This window comes from Verrucomicrobium sp. GAS474, assembly GCF_900105685.1.
Taxonomy (GTDB): domain Bacteria; phylum Verrucomicrobiota; class Verrucomicrobiia; order Methylacidiphilales; family GAS474; genus GAS474.
In genome coordinates this window covers 1792116-1810508 of sequence record NZ_LT629781.1, presented here as the reverse complement: position 1 = coordinate 1810508, position 18393 = coordinate 1792116, and the positions used below count along the sequence as shown (strand labels likewise).

Here is an 18393-nt window from a genome sequence, read left to right as displayed (position 1 = left end):
CGCGTATGAACCGCCTCCCGTCCTCCCAGTCCCGAAGCGGGGCGGCCCTCGTCGTCGTCCTCGCCTTCGTCGCCCTCATCGTCTCCGTCGTCGTCGCCTTCCTCTCGCAAAGCCAGCTCCAGCATCAGGTCTCGCAGAGCAGCGCCAACGACACGTCGGCCGAAATCCTCGCCCGGGGTGCCCTGAACATCGTCGTCGGCGACGTGCGGCAGGAAATCCTCGCGAACTCGACGGCCTCGACCGTCGGCCAGACCACCCTTTATATCCCGAACGGCGCCGCCAACGTCGTTCCCACCCTCGTCGGCTCCTCCGGGGGGGCAGGCGTCGAGAACCTCCTCAAGCGGAGCGCTTCCGGCCTCGCCTTCTATCCCGGCGGTCCCGTGCGCGCCGCGGCCGCGCCGAGCACCACGACCTCCCTCAACGGCCGCTCCGTCACCCGCTCGCGCTGGAACAAGCCCCTCCTCCTCACCAAGGCGAACCTGAATTCCTCGACCGATCTCTCCCCCATCGCCAACTTCACCGCTCCGGATTGGATTCTTGTCGACCGCACCGGTCGAAATCCGACCGCGTGGAGCCCCGCCTTGGTCACCTCGAAGGGGGGCGGCACCAATGCCTTGGACGAGAGCGTTGCCGGAAGTTCCTCCTCCGTCGTCGGCCGTTACGCCTACACGGTCTACAACGAGGGCGGCCTCCTCGACGCGAACGTCGCGGGCTATCCCTCCGCATCCGCGCCGAATGGCACCGGCGGCATCGCCAGCTTCAAAACCGCCGAATCCTTCGCCGACCTCACCCAGATCGGCCTCACCCAGGCCCAGGTGAACGCCCTCGTCGCCTGGCGCAATGCCGCCAGCCTCAACGCCCAGGGCTCCTTCCCCAATCTGAGCGTCGACACCGCCGCCACCGGCCAGACCAACTACTTCACCCTCGTCTCGACCAACACCTCGGGCTTCCTCTCCCCTCCCGCTGCCACCCTCTCCCCGACCGGGTCCACCGATCGCCTATTCGTCAGCCGCCAGAACCTCATCCACTTCCTCGTCGACGGCCTCGGCCAGGGAAGCTCCTCCTCCTCTGCCAGCCTGCAGAACTCCCTGCGCTACCTCGGCACCTCGATCCGGGCCGTCAACAGCCCCACGTGGACGCCCTCCTCCTCCCGGGCCAAAGTCCAGGCCGGTTACGCGGGACAAGGCCTGGACGACCTCTTCAACCCCGGCATCCTCGCCACGCGCGTCACGAAGACTTTTGTGCGGGACAGCGACGGCACCCAGGCGCAGATCGGCGAGCCGCTCGTGAAATACCGCTTCCCCCTCTCCCGCCTCGCCCTCTTCGGCAACAACAACAGCGCCATCTCCAGCACGACCGGCGACATCTACAAATACTTCGGCCTCACCCGCTCCACGGCGGGGGCCACGTGGGTCTACAACCACGGGAACACCACGAAAATCCTCCGCCTCTCCGAGGTCGCCGACGCCGGCCGCGAGCCCGACTTCTTCGAGCTCCTCCAGGCGGGCATCCTCCTCGGTTCCCTCGGGCAGACCTTCGACAATTCTTTCAACGACAACATCAACGCCTACGACTACTACGTCTACAACCAGATCATCCAGATCGGCGCGAACCTCATCGACCAGTACGACACCGATTCCTTCCCCACCGTCATCTCGCTGAACAGCCAGGAGATCTACGGCGTCGAGTCCCTCCCCTACCTCATCGGCATCTTCAACCTCGTCCACCGGAACAACCTAGCGACAGCACCGAGCTTCTGGTACCAGCCCCAGATCTGGAACCCCCAGAACACGGCCAACGCGCCCACCGCCGGGCCCACCCAGTTCCGTTATATCGTCCGCGTCACCTCCGGCGCGAACATCTACGTCTCCTTCGTCGTCAACACCACCTCCCCCACCGTCGTCTGGACGACGCCCTCGACGAGCCTCAGCACCGCCGACGGCGTCTACTTCTCCTCCAGCGCATCCAACAGCAATTTCAAGCTCCCCGTTCTCCTCACCCAGCCCACGGGCGGCACCGCGGCAGGGAACAACCTCGTCGGGGATACGCCCGGCAACCTCGGCGTCTGGATCGGCCAATGCCCGGACACGAACGCCGCCGACACTTACCAGCAGGCCGTCGACAAGATCAGCGCCTCGCGCGTCGCCCACTCGCTTCAGTACCAGAACGGAACCTCATGGATCACATACGACCAGATCAAAAACATCTACGGGAACCTCGGCCACTATTGCTACGACAAGTACTTCAACTCCGATCCGGCCCCCCACGGCTACTTCAATATCCGCTCCGACCCGCGCTCCGACCGCTTCGGCGCGCTCGGCTCGATCAACAACGCCGACCCGTCGGGCATCCCCTGGGTCACCCCCCGCCCCACGGCAAGCCTCAACGCCCTCTATTCCCACTCCGGCACCAAGATCCCCGCCCCTGCGGGCTGGACCTACGGCGGCCCGCAGCCACTGACCCCGGCCACCTTCTACCCCGGTTCCCTCGCCGACAACGTCACAGGCTCCTACACCCGCTACACCGATCCCGACGGCGTCCTTCGCCCCGGCATCGGCGGCTATGCCGACGGAACACTCGCCGACGGCGGCTACCCGATGGCCAACGACAACGCGAACATCCTTCACAGCCGCCCCGTCGTCCTCAACCGCCCCTTCCGTTCCGTCGCCGACATGGGGTATGCCTCGCGCGGAGCCCCGTGGAAAAACATCGATTTCTTCCACTCCACCAGCGCCGATGCCGCCCTCCTCGATCTCTTCACCGTCCGCCCCTCCCCCCCCGTCCCGATCGAGGCCGGCCGCCTCGACCCGAACACCCGCCAGATCCCCGTCCTCCAGGCCCTCCTCAACGGAGCGATCAAAGAGGAGGCCGCCACGCCCTCCACCTCCCTCGGCACCGCCGACGCCCAGGCGATCGCCGCGAAGCTCGTCGCCCTCAGTTCCATCACCCCCCTCGCGAACCCCTCGGAGCTCGTCACCCGGTGGGCCTCCGGGATTTCCTACACCACCGCCACCGACGGGATCATCAAAGCCCGCCGCGAGACCGCCGTCCGGGCCCTCGCCGACGTCGCGAACACCCGCACCTGGAACCTCCTTATCGACCTCGTCGCCCAGACCGGCCGTTATCCCGCCACAGCCGGGAATCTGAACCAATTCCTCGTCGAAGGCGAACGCCGCTACTGGCTCCATCTCTCCATCGACCGTTACACGGGGAAAATCATTTCCCAGAACATAGAGCTCGTCCATGAATAGAATTCTTCTCCTCCTCCTTCTTTTTCCAACGGCCCTCCCCGCGCAGGAACTCGCCGGCGCGGCGCCCGATTCCGCCCCCGTGCCGCCCTATGTCGAGGACCCGCCCGCCTCGTTCTCCTGGAAGATCGTCCACGCGCCCCGTCCGCCCGCCCCGGACGCGCCGTCCCTCCCCGCGACCGTCCACTTCCTCAAAGAATCGAAACTCTCCCGCACCCCCTCGGCGATGCGGATCGTCAAGACGTGGAGCGACGGCGTCACCACCGAGGAATGGCGCTACCAAAGCCTCACCCTCTTCACCCAACCGAATAGCGGCGAGATCTACGTGATGGAGGAGAGCGACTCCCTCCGCGCCTCCTTCGCCACCATGTCGACCTCGGCCTTTCCCGAGTTCTCCTGGATCAACGCCGCCTCGTACGTCGGCACAGAAACCTATAACGGCTCGCCGGCCTACGTCTTCGCCCAAGCCGCCGTCGCCGACTCACCCATTTCCCCTTCGACAGGCCGCCGCGCCATCGAAGCCCACCCCGCACTCAAAGCGTGGATCGACGTAAAGACCAAACTCCCCCTCGCCTACGACGACGGCGTCGCACTCCATACCTACGAGATGGGCCAACCCCCTTCCACCCCCCTCGTTCCCAGCGCCGCCTTCCTTGACCGCATCGAAAAATACAAGAAAGAGATCGCCAGCCTGAAACACGAACGCCTCAAACTGTAGGACGCCAAATCGAAGTGACAGGAGCCAATACCAATACCAAGACCCGACAACGACGCATCGTCACGATCGGAAATGACCTCGCAACATAGCTCATGCGTTTTCCTGGCACGGAGCGAGCCTTCTCCTAAGAATGCGATGATGCCGAGCCAGCATGGGGACGGGGCATCGCATTCCAGACGGGGTTCCCTTCATAGGGCTTCGCAGTGGATTGGATACGCGCGATTTCGGTGTGGGGATTTGAAGATCCCCGCCATCGTCAATGACGTTGATTTTGCCGCCCCAAATAAGGCGGCACACCATCAGCGGGGAAGGGATGCCGTCCTGTCACGGGCTTGGTCACGGTCACAGCCGAAAAAAGTGCAAAATGGCGTTGTTCAGTGCAACGCCATGCAACGGGAAGCGATCGAACCTCTTTGAAACGCAACGCCGAGCAAGCAACGCAAATCGCTGATAATGAGCTAGTAAAAACCTGAAACTAGCGCGCCCGCCACGTCGCGTCACTCTGAAACCGTCGACGGGGACGAGGCCTTCCTGCCCGGGTCGAGGGAGGGCGATATTACTCCCGGTATTTCCTATCCGGCAAGGAAAATGGGAGCGCACGAGAGGAGGAACGGAAAGGTCCGGTCCGCTTACTTCGCGGCGGCGGAGGCGCGCTTGCGGGGGGCCTTCTTCTGCACGGTGCGGGTGCCGGTCTTGCGCGAGGCGGCGGCGCGGCGGCCTGATTCCTGGCGGCTCGCCTTCTTCGCCTTGGCGGGGGTGCGGCTGCCGGTGCCGCCTTTCTCCCCGCCGCCGCTCTGCTTGTTGACGGTTTGCCAGGCCCGCTTCTCGGCGGTCTTCTTCGAGGTGCCGCGCTTCTCGTAGCTCTTCTCGATGTGCTCGGCCTGGCGCTTCTGCTTGGCGGTGTATTTGACTTTGGAACCTTGGGGCATGGATTGGGAGCCGCAGGGATCGTGCCGGAGGAAGAGACTCCGCTTTTAACTCCTTCGCCTTCAGAAAAATCGGGCGGAATGCTCTTGGGTATAAACGCGCCGTGCGGGTGCGAAATGCAAGGGTGCGAGAGCCTCCTTACAGATTCTGCGAGAACGCGATGAACGTCCGGTAATTATCGAGGATGGAGAGAAGCGCCAGGCGGGTGGCCTCGACTTGCTGGGTGACGGGGGCCTGTTGCGGGGTCTCGAAGACGATCTCGAAGGGCTGGGGGCCGCGGGCGAAGGCCTGTTCCCGGCCGGTGGCGTGGTGCGAGGCGTCGGGCGCGGAGAGGATGCCTTCATACCCTTCGGTGATGATGCCGTCGCGGGCGGGCCAGCCGTCGATGACGGGGGAGGGATCGTGGGGGAGGGCCTCGGCGGCGGCGCGGAGGGCGGGGGCGAGGATCTCGGCGCTCAGCGTCGCGCCCCGGGCGTAGCCGTAGACGCCGCGGCTGTCGGAGTCGGCATGGAGGGAGACGATGCCGTCGAAACGGTGGTCGATCAGTTCCTGTTCGATGAGGAAGACCTCGGGCTCCTCGGAGCCGCTCCAGAATTCGCGGTTGAGGTCCTTGCCGGTGGCGGAGGCGCGGGTGCCGCGCTCGTAGCCGGTGGGGTTGACGAGGGGATAGAGGAAGAGGACGTAGCCGCGGATGAGCTCGGGATCGGCGACGATGCTGCGGAAGAAGGGAAGGAGGCCGAGGATGCTCTCGGGCTCGTCGCCGTGGAGGCCGCCGAAGATGCCGATGCGGATGGGCCGGTCGCCGCCCTCGGGGCCGGTGACGATGAAGCGGGGGAGGGAGTATTCCTTCCCGGGGATGCCGTTCCGGTCGGTGACGCGGAAGCGGCCGACGGTCCCGGAGATCACGTCGTCGGAGGCGGAGGCGACGAGATGGAAGGGCCGGAGGAGGGACTCGACGGCGTCGGCGGTCTCGCCGGTCGGGAAGTCGATGCGGGGCAGGAGGTGGAGGTTCGGGGCGTGCATGGAGGGGGTGGGTGGATAGTTCAAGCAGGCGGGAGGATGGATGGATAGACAGAGGGGAAGGAGAGGGGAAGCCCCGCCGCGCGGGGAGAGGAAAGAACTCCCCGCGCGGCATCCCCAAAGAGCGAAAGGGCTACCTGGCCGCCGGGGCGGCCGCGTTGCCGGTGGGCTTGTATATCTGGTCGAAGACCGCGCCGTCGACGAAGAACCGCTTCTGGGCCTTGGGCCAGCCGCCGAAGACGTCGTCGATCGTGAAGAGGTTGATCTTCGCGAACTGCCCGGCGTACTTCGCCTTGGCCGCCGGATCGCGGGGGCGGTAGTAGTTCTTCCCGATGATGTCCTGGGCCTCGGGGGTGTAGAGGTAGCGGAGGTAGGCGGCGGCGGCGGCGCGGGTGCCGTGCTTGTCGACGTTGGCGTCGACGACGGCGACGGAGGGCTCCGCGAGGATGCTGACCGAGGGGTTCACGATTTCGAACTTGTCGGCGCCGAATTCCTTCAGCGAGAGGTAGGCCTCGTTCTCCCAGGTGATGAGGACGTCGCCGATGCCGCGCTGGGCGAAGGTGATGGTCGACCCGCGGGCGCCGGAGTCGAGGACGGCGACGTTCTTGTAGAGCCTCGTCACGAAGTCCTGCGCGTCGGCGTCGCTGCCCGATTTCCGGAGCTGGTAGCCCCAGGCGGCGAGGAAGACCCAGCGCGAGGAGCCGCCGGTCTTCGGGTTCGGGGTGACGACGTCGACGCCGGGCTTCGCGATGTCGTCCCAATCCTTGATCCCCTTCGGGTTCCCCTTGCGGACGAGGAAGACGATGGTCGAGGTGTAGGGGGAGCTGTTGCCGGGAAGGACCTTCTGCCAGTCGGGGGAGAGGAGCTTCGACTTCGCGAGCCGGTCGATGTCGTCGGCGAGGGCGAGGGTCACCACGTCGGCCTCGAGGCCGTCGAGGACGGCGCGGGCCTGCTTGCCGGAGCCGCCGTGGGACTGGTTGATCGTGAGGGTGTCGCCCGTCTCGGCCCACTTCTGGATGAACTTCTTGTTGATCTCCTGGTAGAGCTCCCGGGTCGGGTCGTAGGAGACGTTAAGGAGGGAGAGGTCCTTCGCCGTGGCGGGGGAGGCCGGGAGGGTCGCCGCCAGGAGGATTCCGGCAAGGAGGGAAAAGAGGGCTCGATGGGTCGGTTTCATGATCAGGGAATAAAGGAAATGGGGAAAAAGGGAAAGGCCGGGCCTTGGATTGTTTTCGGTCAACCCAAAGACCCGGCCCGATGGTCAGCGGCGGTCGGCCCGTCCGATTACTTCGCCGCGGGAGCCGTGTTCGCGGCGGTCGGCTTGTAGATCTCGTCGAAGACGCCGCCGTCGTTGAAGAAGCGGGGCTGCGCCTTCTTCCAGCCGCCGAAGGCCTCGTCGATGGTGAAGAGCTTCACCGAGCCGAACTGGGAGGCATACTTCGCCTTGGCCGCCTCGAGGCGGGGACGGTAGTAATTCTTCCCGATGATGTCCTGCGCCTCGGCGGTGTAGAGGTAGCGGAGGTAGGCGGCGGCGACGGCGCGGGTGCCGTGCTTGTCGACGTTCGCGTCGACGACGGCGACGGGGGGCTCGGCCAGGATGCTGATCGAGGGGGTGACGATCTCGAACTTGTCGGGACCGAATTCCTTCAGCGAGAGGTAGGCCTCGTTCTCCCACGCGATGAGGACGTCGCCGATGCCGCGCTGGGTGAAGGTGAGGGTCGCGCCGCGGGCGCCCGAGTCGAGGACGGGGACGTTCTTGAAGAGGTCGGCGACGAACTTCTTCGCCTCGCTCTCGCTGCCGTTCTTCTTCTGCGCGTAGCCCCACGCGGCGAGGAAGTTCCAGCGGGCGCCGCCGCTGGTCTTCGGGTTCGGCGTGATGACCTGGACGCCGGGCTTGATGAGATCGTCCCAATCCTTGATCCCCTTCGGGTTCCCCTTGCGGACGAGGAAGACGATGGTCGAGGTGTAGGGGGAGCTGTTGTTCGCGAGGACCTTCTGCCAATCGGGATGGATCAGGTGGCCCTTGTCGGCGAGGACGTCGATGTCCCCGGCGAGGGCGAGGGTCACGACGTCGGCCTCGAGGCCGTCGAGGACGGCGCGGGCCTGCTTGCCGGAGCCGCCGTGGGATTGGTTGATCGTGAGGGTGTCGCCCGTCTCAGCCCATTTCTTGATGAAGGCCTTGTTGATGTCCTGGTAGAGCTCCCGGGTCGGGTCGTAGGAGACGTTGAGGAGGGTGACGTCCTTGGCGAAGGCCGAGGAAGCCACGAGGCTCGTCGCGAGAAGAGCCCCGGTGAAGAGGCGAATCAATGAGGTGGAGGTCGTTTTCATGGAGGTTGGGGTGGAGGGGGTGGTTTCTACAAAATGACGAAGGGGCAGGGTCCGATTTTCTGCGTTCTAAAACCGATACTATTCTATAGGTCTATAAAGTCAATAGGAAACATATTCTTATTTTCACTTTTTGGAGATTCGCTTCCGGCCAGGAAATACTTTTTTCTTTTCCTACGTAAATAATCGCCTATACAAGTCCTTCAATGTCATTTCACTGCGACATCGCCGGATTTCTGGCCCAGGTCGAGCCCGTCCGCAGCGGCGCGCTGGAACGATTCCTCTCCTTTTTCATCCGGCCCGAGGTGACGTGGTGCCTCGCCACCGGCATTTTCCTCTTTGCCGTCGGCATGTGGGCGTGGCTCCGGTTCCGCCTCGTCCATGAGGCCTCGATGGCCCTTGCCCGGGCGAAGGGGACGATCAAGCGTTTCGACTCCCCGGAGGAGTTCACCGAGAACGCCGACGCCCTGTACGAGGAGCTCCGCAAGAACCCCCTCCTGGGGCCCGAGTGGCAGAACTTCTGGGACCACCTCGTCCCGCCCGGCCACGGGAAGCCGATCCGCCGCACGCGGGAGTCGGAATACTACTTCAACGAGAACCTGCTGAACCACGCCGGGGTCAACCTCCGCTTCTACGTCGCCTTCCCCGGCTACCTCCTCGGCATCGGCCTTCTCTGCACCTTCTTCGGCCTCGTCGCCGCCCTCTACGTCGCCAGCATGGCGATGGACCAGGAACCGGACAAACTCGTCGGCATCCTCCAGAACCTCCTCTCCGCCGCCTCCTTCAAGTTCATCAACTCGATCGCCGGCCTCGGCAGCTCGATGCTCTTCTCCTGGCAGATCCGCGAGATCTTCCACGACTTCTCCCTCCAGACCGGCGCGTTCTGCCGCTCCCTGAACGAGCTGATCCCCTGCGTCTCCCCCGAGATGCTCCTCGCCGAGCGCGCCGACGAGACGGCGAAGCAGACCGAAGTCCTGAAGCGCCTCCCCGACGAGATCAGCAAGGGGATCGAGACGAAGCTCGCCTTCAGCCTCATCCGCCTCGTCGATCCCCTCGCCGAGAAGGTCGAGGCGGTCGCGAACCGGATCACCGACATCTCCCGCGAGGCCGTCCAGTCGATGGTGAAGGAGTTCCGCTCCCAGCTGGTCGGCGCGGCGACGGAAGAGATCGCCGTCCTCATCCGGGGCCTCGAGTCGACCCGCGCCTCGGTCGAGGGGATGGGCGCGATGCTCTCCGACTCGGCGAAACGCTTCGACGAGGAGATGACGAAGGCCTCCACCCACGTCTACGAGCGGATGGCCGACGGCGCGGGCCGCGTCGAGCAGAGCTTCAAGAACACCGCCCAGCAGCTCGAGGGCTCGCTGAACCCCCTCACCGGGAAGATCGTCGCCCTCACGGAGAGCTTCTCGACGATGGAGTCGAAGATGAAGACGAACCTGGAGCTCTTCGGCGGCACCGTCGACGGCCTCCGAACCCTCCTGGCCGACTTCCGTACCACGACGGAGCAACTCGCCAACGCCAGCACCCCCCTCACCGCCGCCTCGCAGGACCTCTTCACCATGTCGAAGCGGATCCAGGAGAGCAACGAGGCGACCGTCCAGGCGCTGAAGCAGCTCTCCTCCTTCAGCCAATCGCTCAGCGACACCACCTCGCAGACCCGCGCCATCTGGGACAACTACCGGGAACGCTTCGAGAAGGTCGACGACGATCTCAAGGGGATGGTCGAGCAGCTCGGCAACGGCTTCAGCCGCTATCACGACATGGTCGACAGCTTCATCCGCCAGCTCGACCAGAGCCTCGGCAAGTCGACCCAGGCCCTCGGTGCCTCCATCGTCGAACTCAACTCCACGCTGGAAAAGATCGAGGCGGCCAAGCACCGCTAACCGAGGCATCGCTGAGGCCCCCTTCAGCCCACGATCATGCAGTCCCGCTTCAACCAGAGGATCCGTCCCTCCCACCTCGACGCCGAGGAGGAGAACTACTTCATCTCGTTGAGCGACCTCATGGTCGGGCTCCTCTTCATCTTCCTCATCCTCTTCACGTTCTTCGCCCTGCGGATGAGCGTCTTCCAGCTCCAGAACAGCGACCTCAAGGGAATCAACGAGACCCTGAACGCGAAGCAGGTCGCCCTCCAGGAGGAGGTCGCCAAGCTCGAGAAGACCCGCCAGGAGAACCTCCTCGCCCAGCAGCAGATCGTCATCGCCCAGGGCCAGATCACCACGGCGCAGCAGCAGCTCACCGCGATCCAGGAGAAGCTCGCCGCCTCGCAGGAGAGCATCCGGCAGCTCCGCACCGCCCAGGATATCCTCACGAACTCCGACCGCATCCGCGCCGAGCTCCTCCGCAAGATCCAGTCCGAGGCCGCCAAGAAGAACATCGTCATCCAGGTCGACGAGGAGCGGGGCGTCCTCCACCTCCCGAACGAGCTCCTCTTCGACGTCGGCCAGGCCGTCCTGAAGCCGAAGGGCGAGGACGTCATCCGGCAGGTCTCGACGATCATCAAGACCATCCTCCAGAACTCCCCCGTCACCTCCCGCCTCGACTCGATCTACATCGAGGGCCACACCGACAACCAGCCGATCCACACCCCGGAGTTCCCCGACAACTGGTACCTCTCCACCGCCCGCGCCCTCACCACCTACCGCACCATCATCGCCACCGAGCCCGACCTCGGGAAGCTCCTCAGCAGCCACGACCAATCGCTCCTCGGCATCAGCGGCTACGGCGAATACCGCCCCATCGGCGACAACAACGCCGAGGACGGCCGCAAGCTCAATCGCCGCATCGACATCCGCTTCGTCCTCGCCGCGCCGAAGTTCTTCGCCATGCCCCCCATCTCCCTCCCCGGCTCCCCCGCCGCCCCGTCCGCCTCCGGCGGCACCGGCGGCAGCGCCAATCCCGGCAGCCCCGGCGGGAGCGGGCCCGCCGCCCCGCCCCTCCCGCCCCAGGGCGCGATCGAGACCGGCAACGGGAGCGCCACCACCGCGTCCCTCCCCTCCGGCAACGGCGCCACGGGCAACCCCTGATTCCACTCCGATCATGAGTCCCAAGGCGACGCCCCAGCCCCAGGAGCCGGAGAAAAGCAAGACGGGCAGCGCCTTGCCCGATTCGATCCCCCGCAACCTCCCCGGCACCCTCCGGGAGCGGATCGCCTTCCAGACGAAGAACCTCCAGCGCCAGCGTTTCTCCCTCGGCACGCCCCGCACCGTCCAGGCCGGGACCGCCCTCCTCCGCGACGTCGGCTCGATCACCCTCCCGGAGCCCCTCCCCGCCGCCGACCGCGCCGCCCTCGCCGAGCGGTTCTTCGCCGCCGCCGAGACCAACCACTGGGAGGAGATCGGCGAGCTCGACTGGAGCGCCGTCTGGCAGGTCCTCTGGTACGAGTCCCCCCAGCCCCTCCTCCTCCACTCCCGCTTCCAGATCCGCTACCGGCAGCGGCTGGAGCGGGCGAAGTTCTCCCGCGACCACCGCCGCCTCATCCCGATCTACCTCGCCGACTTCGACCCCTCCCGCGAGGGGATCGAGTGGATCGCGAAGCTCCTCCGCAAGACCCTCCTCCAAAAGACCTTCACCGACCTCGAGTTCTGGCGGCAGCAGGACTTCGACCACGAGCTCTTCTCCGTCGAGCTCGCCCCGAAGAAGATCGCCCAGACCATCCTCCTCTCGACGAAGCAATCGGCGCGGGACTTCCTCGCCGAGATGGGGATCACCGGCCCCCTCCTGACCCGGGGCCTCGGCCGCGCCGCCTACGTCAAGGCGATCGAGCGCCTCGCCGAGAACCCCGTCGCCGTCGCCGAGGGGACCCTCTCCGCCTTCGTCGACTGGAGCCTCGCCCCCTCCGCCACCGCCCCGACCGGCGTCGACCTCCTCTTCCCCGACCTCCGGAAGGAAATCTACTGCTTCGTCCTCGACCCCTGGCAGGGCAAGACCGCCCCCTCCCCCATCCGCCGCCTCAACGCCCACTTCTTCGGCAACACCCCCGGCCGCCCCGGCGAGGCCGACCACTCCTGGCACGAGCCCGAGGAAGACCGGCCCGACCGGATCAACCAGCTCGATTGATGAAGTCCCTTCCCCTTCTCGCCCTCCTCCTTCTCCCCTTCCTCGCCTTCGCCGCCCCCGAAAGCACCTACGACAAGGTGATGAGGAGCGGGACGATCCGCGTCGGCTACCTCGCCTCGCCCCCCGGCGTCATCAAGGACCCCAACACCGGCAAGCTGACCGGCATCGCCGTCGAGGCCCTCGACAAGGCCGCCGCCAACCTCCAGCTGAAGACCGCCTACGTGGAGGAAGGCCAGTGGAGCACGATGATCGAGGGGCTGGCGACCGGCCGCTACGACGTCGTCATGATGGCCTGGGCCTCCGGCGCCCGCGCCCGCCTCGCCGACTTCTCCATGCCCCTCTTCTACAGCGCCGTCAACGCCTACGCCCGGCCCGACGACAAGCGCTTCACCCCGGGAGCGTCCCTCGATCAAATCCTCTCCGCCAACCCCGACCTGAAAATCGCCACCGTCGACGGCGATGTCACCGAGGTCATTGCGAAGAGCAAGTTCCCCAACGCCAAGACCTACTCCCTCCCCCAGAACGCCGACATCGCCTCCCTCCTCCTCTCCGTCTCGACGAAGAAGGCCGACCTCGTCTTCGAGGAGGCCGCCTCGGCCAAGTACTTCCTCGACCACAATCCCGGCACCCTCCGCGAGGTCTCCAACGGCACCCCCGTCGGCGTCTGCCCGAACATCATGCTCATCCCGCGCGGCCAGCCCGAGTTCAAGGCGATGCTGAACAACGCCCTCGCCGAGCTCGTCGACCTCGGCTACGTCGACACCCTCATCAAGCAATACGAGCCCTTCCCCGGCGCGCTCCTCCCCCTCTCGACCCCTTACCGAGTGCCGGGAAAACTTCCCAAATAAAGGCAAGCCGTGGACTTCCTCCACTCCGTCGCCGACATCCTCGTCCGCTACCGGGAAGGGCTCGCGGGCGGCCTCCTCGTCACGCTGAAGCTCTGCGCCGTCGTCTGGAGCTGCGGCCTCGCGCTCGGCAGCCTCCTCGGCGTCGCCGCGGCCCGCCTGCCGAAGAGCGTCGGCTGGCCCGTGCGCGGGGCCTCCTTCGTCCTCGGCGGGATGCCGCTCCTCGTCTTCCTCTTCTGGCTCCACTACCCGCTCCAGAGCCTCCTCGATGTCGTCATCGATCCCTTCTACACCGCCGCCTTCGCCCTCTCGGTGGTGAACGTCTTCCTCGTCTCCGACATCGTCCGCCACGCCGTCACCGACTTCCCCCGGCAATACGTGATCGCGGGCGAGGTCTGCGGCATGGACCGCCGCGCCATCCTCCGCCGCATCGAGGCCCCGCTCGTCCTCCGGCAGATCCTCCCCGGCCTCCTCGCCGCCCAGGTCACGATGCTGCAGTGCACCCTCTTCGCGAGCCTCATCTCGGTCGAGGAGATCTTCCGCGTCGCCCAGCGGATCAACTCGACGATCTACCGCCCCGTCGAGATCTACACCGCCCTCGGGGTCCTCTTCCTCGCCGTCTGCCTCCCGCTCAACGGCCTCGCCCTCTGGCTCAAGCACCGCTTCACCCGCGACCTCTCGGAACAATAGGAACAATGAGCGCGCCTTTCCTGAAAGCGGAGAACCTGCGGAAAACGCGCGACGGCCAACCCGTCCTCGACGACCTCTCGCTCGAACTCCGCGCCGGGGAAATCACCGCCATCGTCGGCCCGAGCGGCGGCGGCAAGTCGACCCTCCTCCGCGCCCTCTCCCTCGTCGAGAAGCCCGACAGCGGCACCCTCCGCATCGACGGCGTCCCCTACCTCTTCCCGGACGCGGAGAATCCCGCCCCGCCCTGGCCGAAGCTCACCGTCGTCTTCCAACAGTTCTTCCTCTGGCCCCACCTCACCCTCCGGGAGAACATCGCCCTCCCGCTCGTGAGCGCCGGAAAATCGAAGGAGGAGATCGCCGACCTCATCGCCCCCCTCGCGCAGACCTTCGGGATGGAGTCCTTCCTTTCCCGCCACCCGAACGCCGTCTCCGGCGGCCAACGCCAGCGGGCCGCCCTCGCCCGCGCCCTGGCGCTGAAGCCCCAGTGCCTCCTCCTCGACGAGATCACCTCGGCCCTCGACCTCGAACAAGCGCGCATCCTCTTCGACCACCTCCTCACCCTCCGCGAGCAGGGCATCGCCCTCGCCCTCGTCACCCACTCCCTCGGCTTCGCCCGCGCCCATGCCGACATCGTCCACTTCCTCGACCAGGGCCGCCTCGCCGAAACCGGAGGCCGGGAAATCCTCTCCACCCCGCAGAGCGACCGCCTCCGGCAGTTCCTTCTTTCCTGATCCGCTCCGGGATCATCCTCTCGATAGAAACCTCCGCCCACCTGTGCTAAGATGGTCTTCATGCCTTTCCGATTCCCCGCCCTCGTCTCCCTCCTACTCCTTCTTGCCGGAGCCGCCGCCCTGCGGGCCGACACCCCCTCGACTGCCGTTGTTGCCGCGCCCGCACCGGCTCCCAAGCCCGCACCGGCCCCCGTTCCCCCTTCGTCCCCGGCACTCGAGGAAGTCTTCGCCGATCCGACCTACCAGTTCACCGGCGTCGCCGTCTCGGTCAGCGGGCGGCTCTTCGTCTGCTACCCCTACTGGCTCGACGCCCACCGCTATTCCGTCGTCGAGGTCGCGAAGGACGGCTCGACGAAGCCCTACCCCGACGCCACGTGGAACAGCTTCCAGAAAGGCGAGAACGGGCAGGATAAATTCGTCTGCGCCCAGGCCGTCTACGCCGACGACTGGGGTTCCCTCTGGGTCGTCGACTCCGCCGGGATCGGCCTCGGCGACGTCTACCAGCACGCGAACAAGGTCGTCCGCATCGACCTGAAGACGAACAAGGTCACCCGCGTCTACCGCTTCCCCGAGGCCGTCGCCGGGGCGAAGAGCTATCTCAACGACATCCGGGTCGACGGCCCCCGGGGCTTCGCCTACCTCACCTCGTCGAGCAACGGCGGGATCGTCGTCCTCAACCTCGCCACCGGCGAATCCCGCCTCGTCCTCCACGGCCATCCCTCGACGCTCTCCGACCCCGCCTACCGCTTCGTCGTCGACGGGCGGGAACTGGCCACCGCCGCGGGCCCGGCGAAGATCCACTCCGACGGCATCGCCCTGAGCCCCGACAGGAACAAGCTCTACTTCAAGCCCCTCACCGACAACAAACTCTACCGCATCGACACCGAGCTCCTCCGCGATCCGAAGGTCCCCGAGATGCCAATCGAATCGGCGGTCGAATCCCTCGGCCGCTTCGTCGCCACCGACGGCATGGAGATGGACGCCAAGGGCAACCTCTACCTGGGCGACATCGAAAATAACCGCATCATCAAGATCACCCCCGACCTCCAGAAGCTGAGCCTCATCCAGGACTCCTCCCGCCTCCTCTGGCCCGACAGCTACAGCCTCCACGGCGGCTACCTCTACCTCACCTGCTCCCAGATCAACCTCATGCCCGCCTTCCACGACGGCCAAAACCGCTTCCGCCCGCCGTTCCGGATCTATCGGCTGAAGCTCTGAACCATGAAAAAGCCCTGACGCTGCCGCAAACCGAAGCGGCAAAGTCAGGGCTGGCTGGATTTAAAAAACCTCTCTACTTCACTGCCAGCTTCTGGCGGCGCAATGCAAGGTCGGCATCGTGTTCCGCCTTCGTGACGGGCTTCATCAATCCCTCCTTGTCGATGAAGAATTCGGAAAGGATCTCCTGCGTCGCGACGTCACAAATGCGGAGACGCGCAGGACTGAGCTCATCGGCGGCGATGGAAACCACAGCGATCTTCAGATCGTTCGAGGGAACGGTCCGCATCGCCCCGGCGAGAGGCCGACTTCCCGCACGGTCGTCGACGACCACCCGGTCTTTGTAGAAGACCAATTGCCCGATGCTGCCGGACCCGGCACCGACCTCCTGCTGCAAGATCACGGAACCTCCTTGGGAATAGATCCGGGTCACGCTCTGATCGGGATTCTTCGTCTCCTTTACTGTCACCGGCTGGTCGAAGGTCGCCGCCTGGGATAAAATCGGCGTAAGGAACAGACTCAGAGCCGTCGCACACACTAGGGATTTCATAGTGAGGATATGACAATGCCGCGCCCGTTTCGTTCATTTTTAAAATCCAAAAGAAGCACATCACGCTACAAATCGAAAAACGGAAACCACTCTCCTCAATCGGGGCTGGCTTGACTCCGCCCCTCAAATCAGGCATCTTACGCTTCCTTCCTATGAAGCAGCTTACCCTTCTCTCCGCCCGACTTACCGGGCCCGGCTTCCCCTTCGGGGCCGTGGGGCTGCTTCCTGCGTAGTTCGCTGCGCTTTGCTCGCCCCTCGCCTTCGGAGGAGAAAACCGGGTTCACCCTGTCACCCGATGCGTCGGGTTGTTTCTCCCTTCAATTCCGTCTATAACCGAGTTTTCCCATGATCCCCGTCCCGTCCGCCAAATACCGTCCGATGCAGCCCGTCGTCATGCCGTTCGACATGAGCGGCCGCCAATGGCCCTCGCGCCAGCTCACCGCCGCCCCGCGCTGGTGCAGCGTCGACCTCCGCGACGGCAACCAGGCCCTCGCCGTCCCGATGAACATCGAGCAGAAGCTCGAGATGTTCGACGCCCTCGTGAAGATCGGCTTCAAGGAGATCGAGGTCGGCTTCCCCTCCGCCTCGGAGACCGAGTACAACTTCATGCGCCGCCTCATCGAGGAGGGCCGCATCCCCGACGACGTGGCGATCCAGGTCCTCGTCCAGGCCCGCGAGGACCTGATCGAGCGGACCGTCGAATCGCTGAAGGGGGCGAAGAAGGCGATCATCCACCTCTACAACTCGACCTCCCCCGCCCAGCGCCGGATCGTCTTCGGGCTGGAGAAGGCCGAGATCGTGAACATCGCCGTCCGAGGGACGAAGTGGATCCAGGACCGCGTGAAGGCGGGCCGCCTCCCCGGGACCGAGGTGACGTTCCAATACTCGCCGGAGAGCTTCTCCGCCACCGAGGTCGACTTCGCCCTCGAGGTCTGCGAGGCCGTCGTCGCCCAGTGGCAGCCGACGCCCCAGGCCAAGATGATCCTCAACCTCCCCGACACCGTCGAGGTGGCGATGCCGAACGTCTATGCCGACCAGATCGAGTGGTTCCTGACCCACGTGAAGAACCGCGAGTCGATCGTCCTCAGCCTCCACACCCACAACGACCGCGGTACCGGCGTCGCCGCGACCGAGCTGGCGCTGCTGGCCGGGGCCGACCGCGTCGAGGGGACCCTCTTCGGCAACGGCGAGCGGACCGGCAACCTCGACATCGTGATCGTGGCGCTGAACCTCTACACGCAGGGCGTCGCCCCCGGCCTCGATTTCTCCGACCTGAACGGCATCCGCGCGATGTACGAGAAGGTGACCAAGATGGAGGTGCCCCCCCGGCAGCCCTACGGCGGCGACCTCGTCTTCACCGCCTTCTCCGGCTCCCACCAGGACGCGATCAACAAGGGGATGAAACTCCAGAAGGAGGCCGCCTTCAAGGGCCAGTGGGACGTCCCCTACCTGACGATCGACCCGAAGGACATCGGCCGCGAATACGGCGAGATCATCCGCATCAACAGCCAGTCCGGGAAGGGCGGCGTCGCCTGGGTCCTGGAGACCGAGTACGGCCTCGCCCTGCCGAAGCCGATGCACAAGGAATTCGGCCCCCTGGCGAACGACCATGCCGACAAGCTGGGCCGTGAGATCAGCGCGGAGGAGATCCACGCGCTCTTCAACGAGGTCTACGTCACCCAGCCCGGGGCGAAGTATCACCTGATCGAGTTCCACTCCGAGAGCGACCGCCTGAAGCCGCCGACGGCCCGCGGCGAGGCGATCCTCAACGTCGACGGCGAGGGCGTGACCGTGCGGGGAACCGGCAACGGCCCCATCGCGGCCTTCGTCGCGGCGATCTCCCCGCTCGTCGGGCCCTTCGAGGTCATCCACTACTCGGAGCATGCCCTCGGGACGGGGGCGAAGGCCGAGGCGATCGCCTACATCCAGCTGAAGTTCCCCGACGGGAAGACGGTCTTCGGCGCGGGCCGCAACACGAGCATCGAGACGGCCTCGATCGGGGCCGTCGTCAGCGCCCTGAACCGGGCCGGGAAGAAGTAGCGGCCCGATCGCGGAATACGGAAAGGGC

Annotated in this window: 15 protein-coding genes; 10 read left to right on the top strand and 5 right to left on the bottom strand. The window is 65.6% G+C overall.

The features are described 5' to 3' along the window. The first annotated feature begins 5 nt into the window (after window positions 1-5). Window positions 6-3251, top strand: coding sequence for a hypothetical protein (locus tag BLU04_RS07520; RefSeq protein WP_093284184.1), 3246 nt, complete (start codon window positions 6-8; stop codon window positions 3249-3251). Next, the gene (locus BLU04_RS07515) at window positions 3244-3966 is read left to right on the top strand and encodes a hypothetical protein (protein WP_093284181.1); all 723 of its coding nucleotides are present in this window, start codon (window positions 3244-3246) and stop codon (window positions 3964-3966) included. Before BLU04_RS07520 ends, BLU04_RS07515 begins: the two co-directional genes overlap by 8 nt. Window positions 3967-4595: 629 nt before the next feature. On the opposite strand, the gene BLU04_RS07510 is transcribed toward BLU04_RS07515, so the two are convergent. The 4 genes from BLU04_RS07510 to BLU04_RS07495 all read right to left on the bottom strand — a co-directional run bounded on the left by BLU04_RS07510 (window position 4596) and on the right by BLU04_RS07495 (window position 8238). Next, complete coding sequence (locus tag BLU04_RS07510) at window positions 4596-4895, bottom strand: termination factor Rho (RefSeq protein WP_093284178.1); 300 nt, start codon at window positions 4893-4895, stop codon at window positions 4596-4598. Between the two features lie 136 nt (window positions 4896-5031). Further along, window positions 5032-5916, bottom strand: a complete 885-nt coding sequence (locus BLU04_RS07505) for a M14 family metallocarboxypeptidase (RefSeq protein WP_093284176.1) — start codon at window positions 5914-5916, stop codon at window positions 5032-5034. A gap of 130 nt (window positions 5917-6046) precedes the next feature. Then, window positions 6047-7087 (bottom strand): sulfate ABC transporter substrate-binding protein, encoded by a 1041-nt coding sequence (locus BLU04_RS07500; RefSeq protein ID WP_093288529.1) that lies wholly within the window; start codon window positions 7085-7087, stop codon window positions 6047-6049. Window positions 7088-7194: 107 nt separating this feature from the next. After that, on the bottom strand, window positions 7195-8238 hold the full coding sequence (locus tag BLU04_RS07495) for a sulfate ABC transporter substrate-binding protein (RefSeq protein ID WP_093284174.1): 1044 nt from the start codon (window positions 8236-8238) through the stop codon (window positions 7195-7197). 203 nt (window positions 8239-8441) lie between these two features. On the opposite strand from BLU04_RS07495, the gene BLU04_RS07490 reads away from it, so the two are divergent. From BLU04_RS07490 to BLU04_RS07460, 7 genes are read left to right on the top strand one after another with little or no spacing between them, the layout of a single operon-like run. Beyond that, a complete protein-coding gene (locus BLU04_RS07490) occupies window positions 8442-10118 on the top strand; it encodes a hypothetical protein (RefSeq protein ID WP_093284171.1) in 1677 nt (558 codons plus the stop codon). Between the two features lie 36 nt (window positions 10119-10154). Beyond that, the gene (locus tag BLU04_RS07485) at window positions 10155-11261 is read left to right on the top strand and encodes an OmpA family protein (protein WP_093284169.1); all 1107 of its coding nucleotides are present in this window, start codon (window positions 10155-10157) and stop codon (window positions 11259-11261) included. 13 nt (window positions 11262-11274) lie between these two features. Next, complete coding sequence (locus BLU04_RS07480) at window positions 11275-12294, top strand: hypothetical protein (RefSeq protein ID WP_093284166.1); 1020 nt, start codon at window positions 11275-11277, stop codon at window positions 12292-12294. Further along, a complete protein-coding gene (locus BLU04_RS07475; protein WP_093284164.1) occupies window positions 12294-13142 on the top strand; it encodes a transporter substrate-binding domain-containing protein in 849 nt (282 codons plus the stop codon). The genes BLU04_RS07480 and BLU04_RS07475 overlap by 1 nt, the downstream gene beginning before the upstream one ends. A gap of 9 nt (window positions 13143-13151) precedes the next feature. Further along, entirely contained in the window at window positions 13152-13829 is a 678-nt protein-coding gene (locus BLU04_RS07470; RefSeq protein ID WP_093284161.1) for an ABC transporter permease subunit, read from the top strand. Window positions 13830-13834: 5 nt separating this feature from the next. Beyond that, window positions 13835-14560 (top strand): ATP-binding cassette domain-containing protein, encoded by a 726-nt coding sequence (locus BLU04_RS07465; protein ID WP_093284159.1) that lies wholly within the window; start codon window positions 13835-13837, stop codon window positions 14558-14560. A gap of 60 nt (window positions 14561-14620) precedes the next feature. Next, window positions 14621-15778 carry an L-dopachrome tautomerase-related protein gene (locus BLU04_RS07460; RefSeq protein WP_093288526.1) on the top strand — a complete coding sequence of 386 codons (1158 nt, stop codon included), beginning with the start codon at window positions 14621-14623 and terminating at the stop codon, window positions 15776-15778. A 73-nt stretch (window positions 15779-15851) separates the two neighbouring features. On the opposite strand, the gene BLU04_RS07455 is transcribed toward BLU04_RS07460, so the two are convergent. Next, the gene (locus BLU04_RS07455; RefSeq protein ID WP_093284156.1) at window positions 15852-16325 is read right to left on the bottom strand and encodes a hypothetical protein; all 474 of its coding nucleotides are present in this window, start codon (window positions 16323-16325) and stop codon (window positions 15852-15854) included. 345 nt (window positions 16326-16670) lie between these two features. Between BLU04_RS07455 and leuA the strand changes: the two genes are divergently transcribed. Further along, window positions 16671-18365: a 2-isopropylmalate synthase gene (gene leuA, locus BLU04_RS07450; RefSeq protein WP_093284152.1), complete on the top strand. Its 1695-nt coding sequence runs from the start codon at window positions 16671-16673 to the stop codon at window positions 18363-18365. Window positions 18366-18393: the final 28 nt, after the last annotated feature.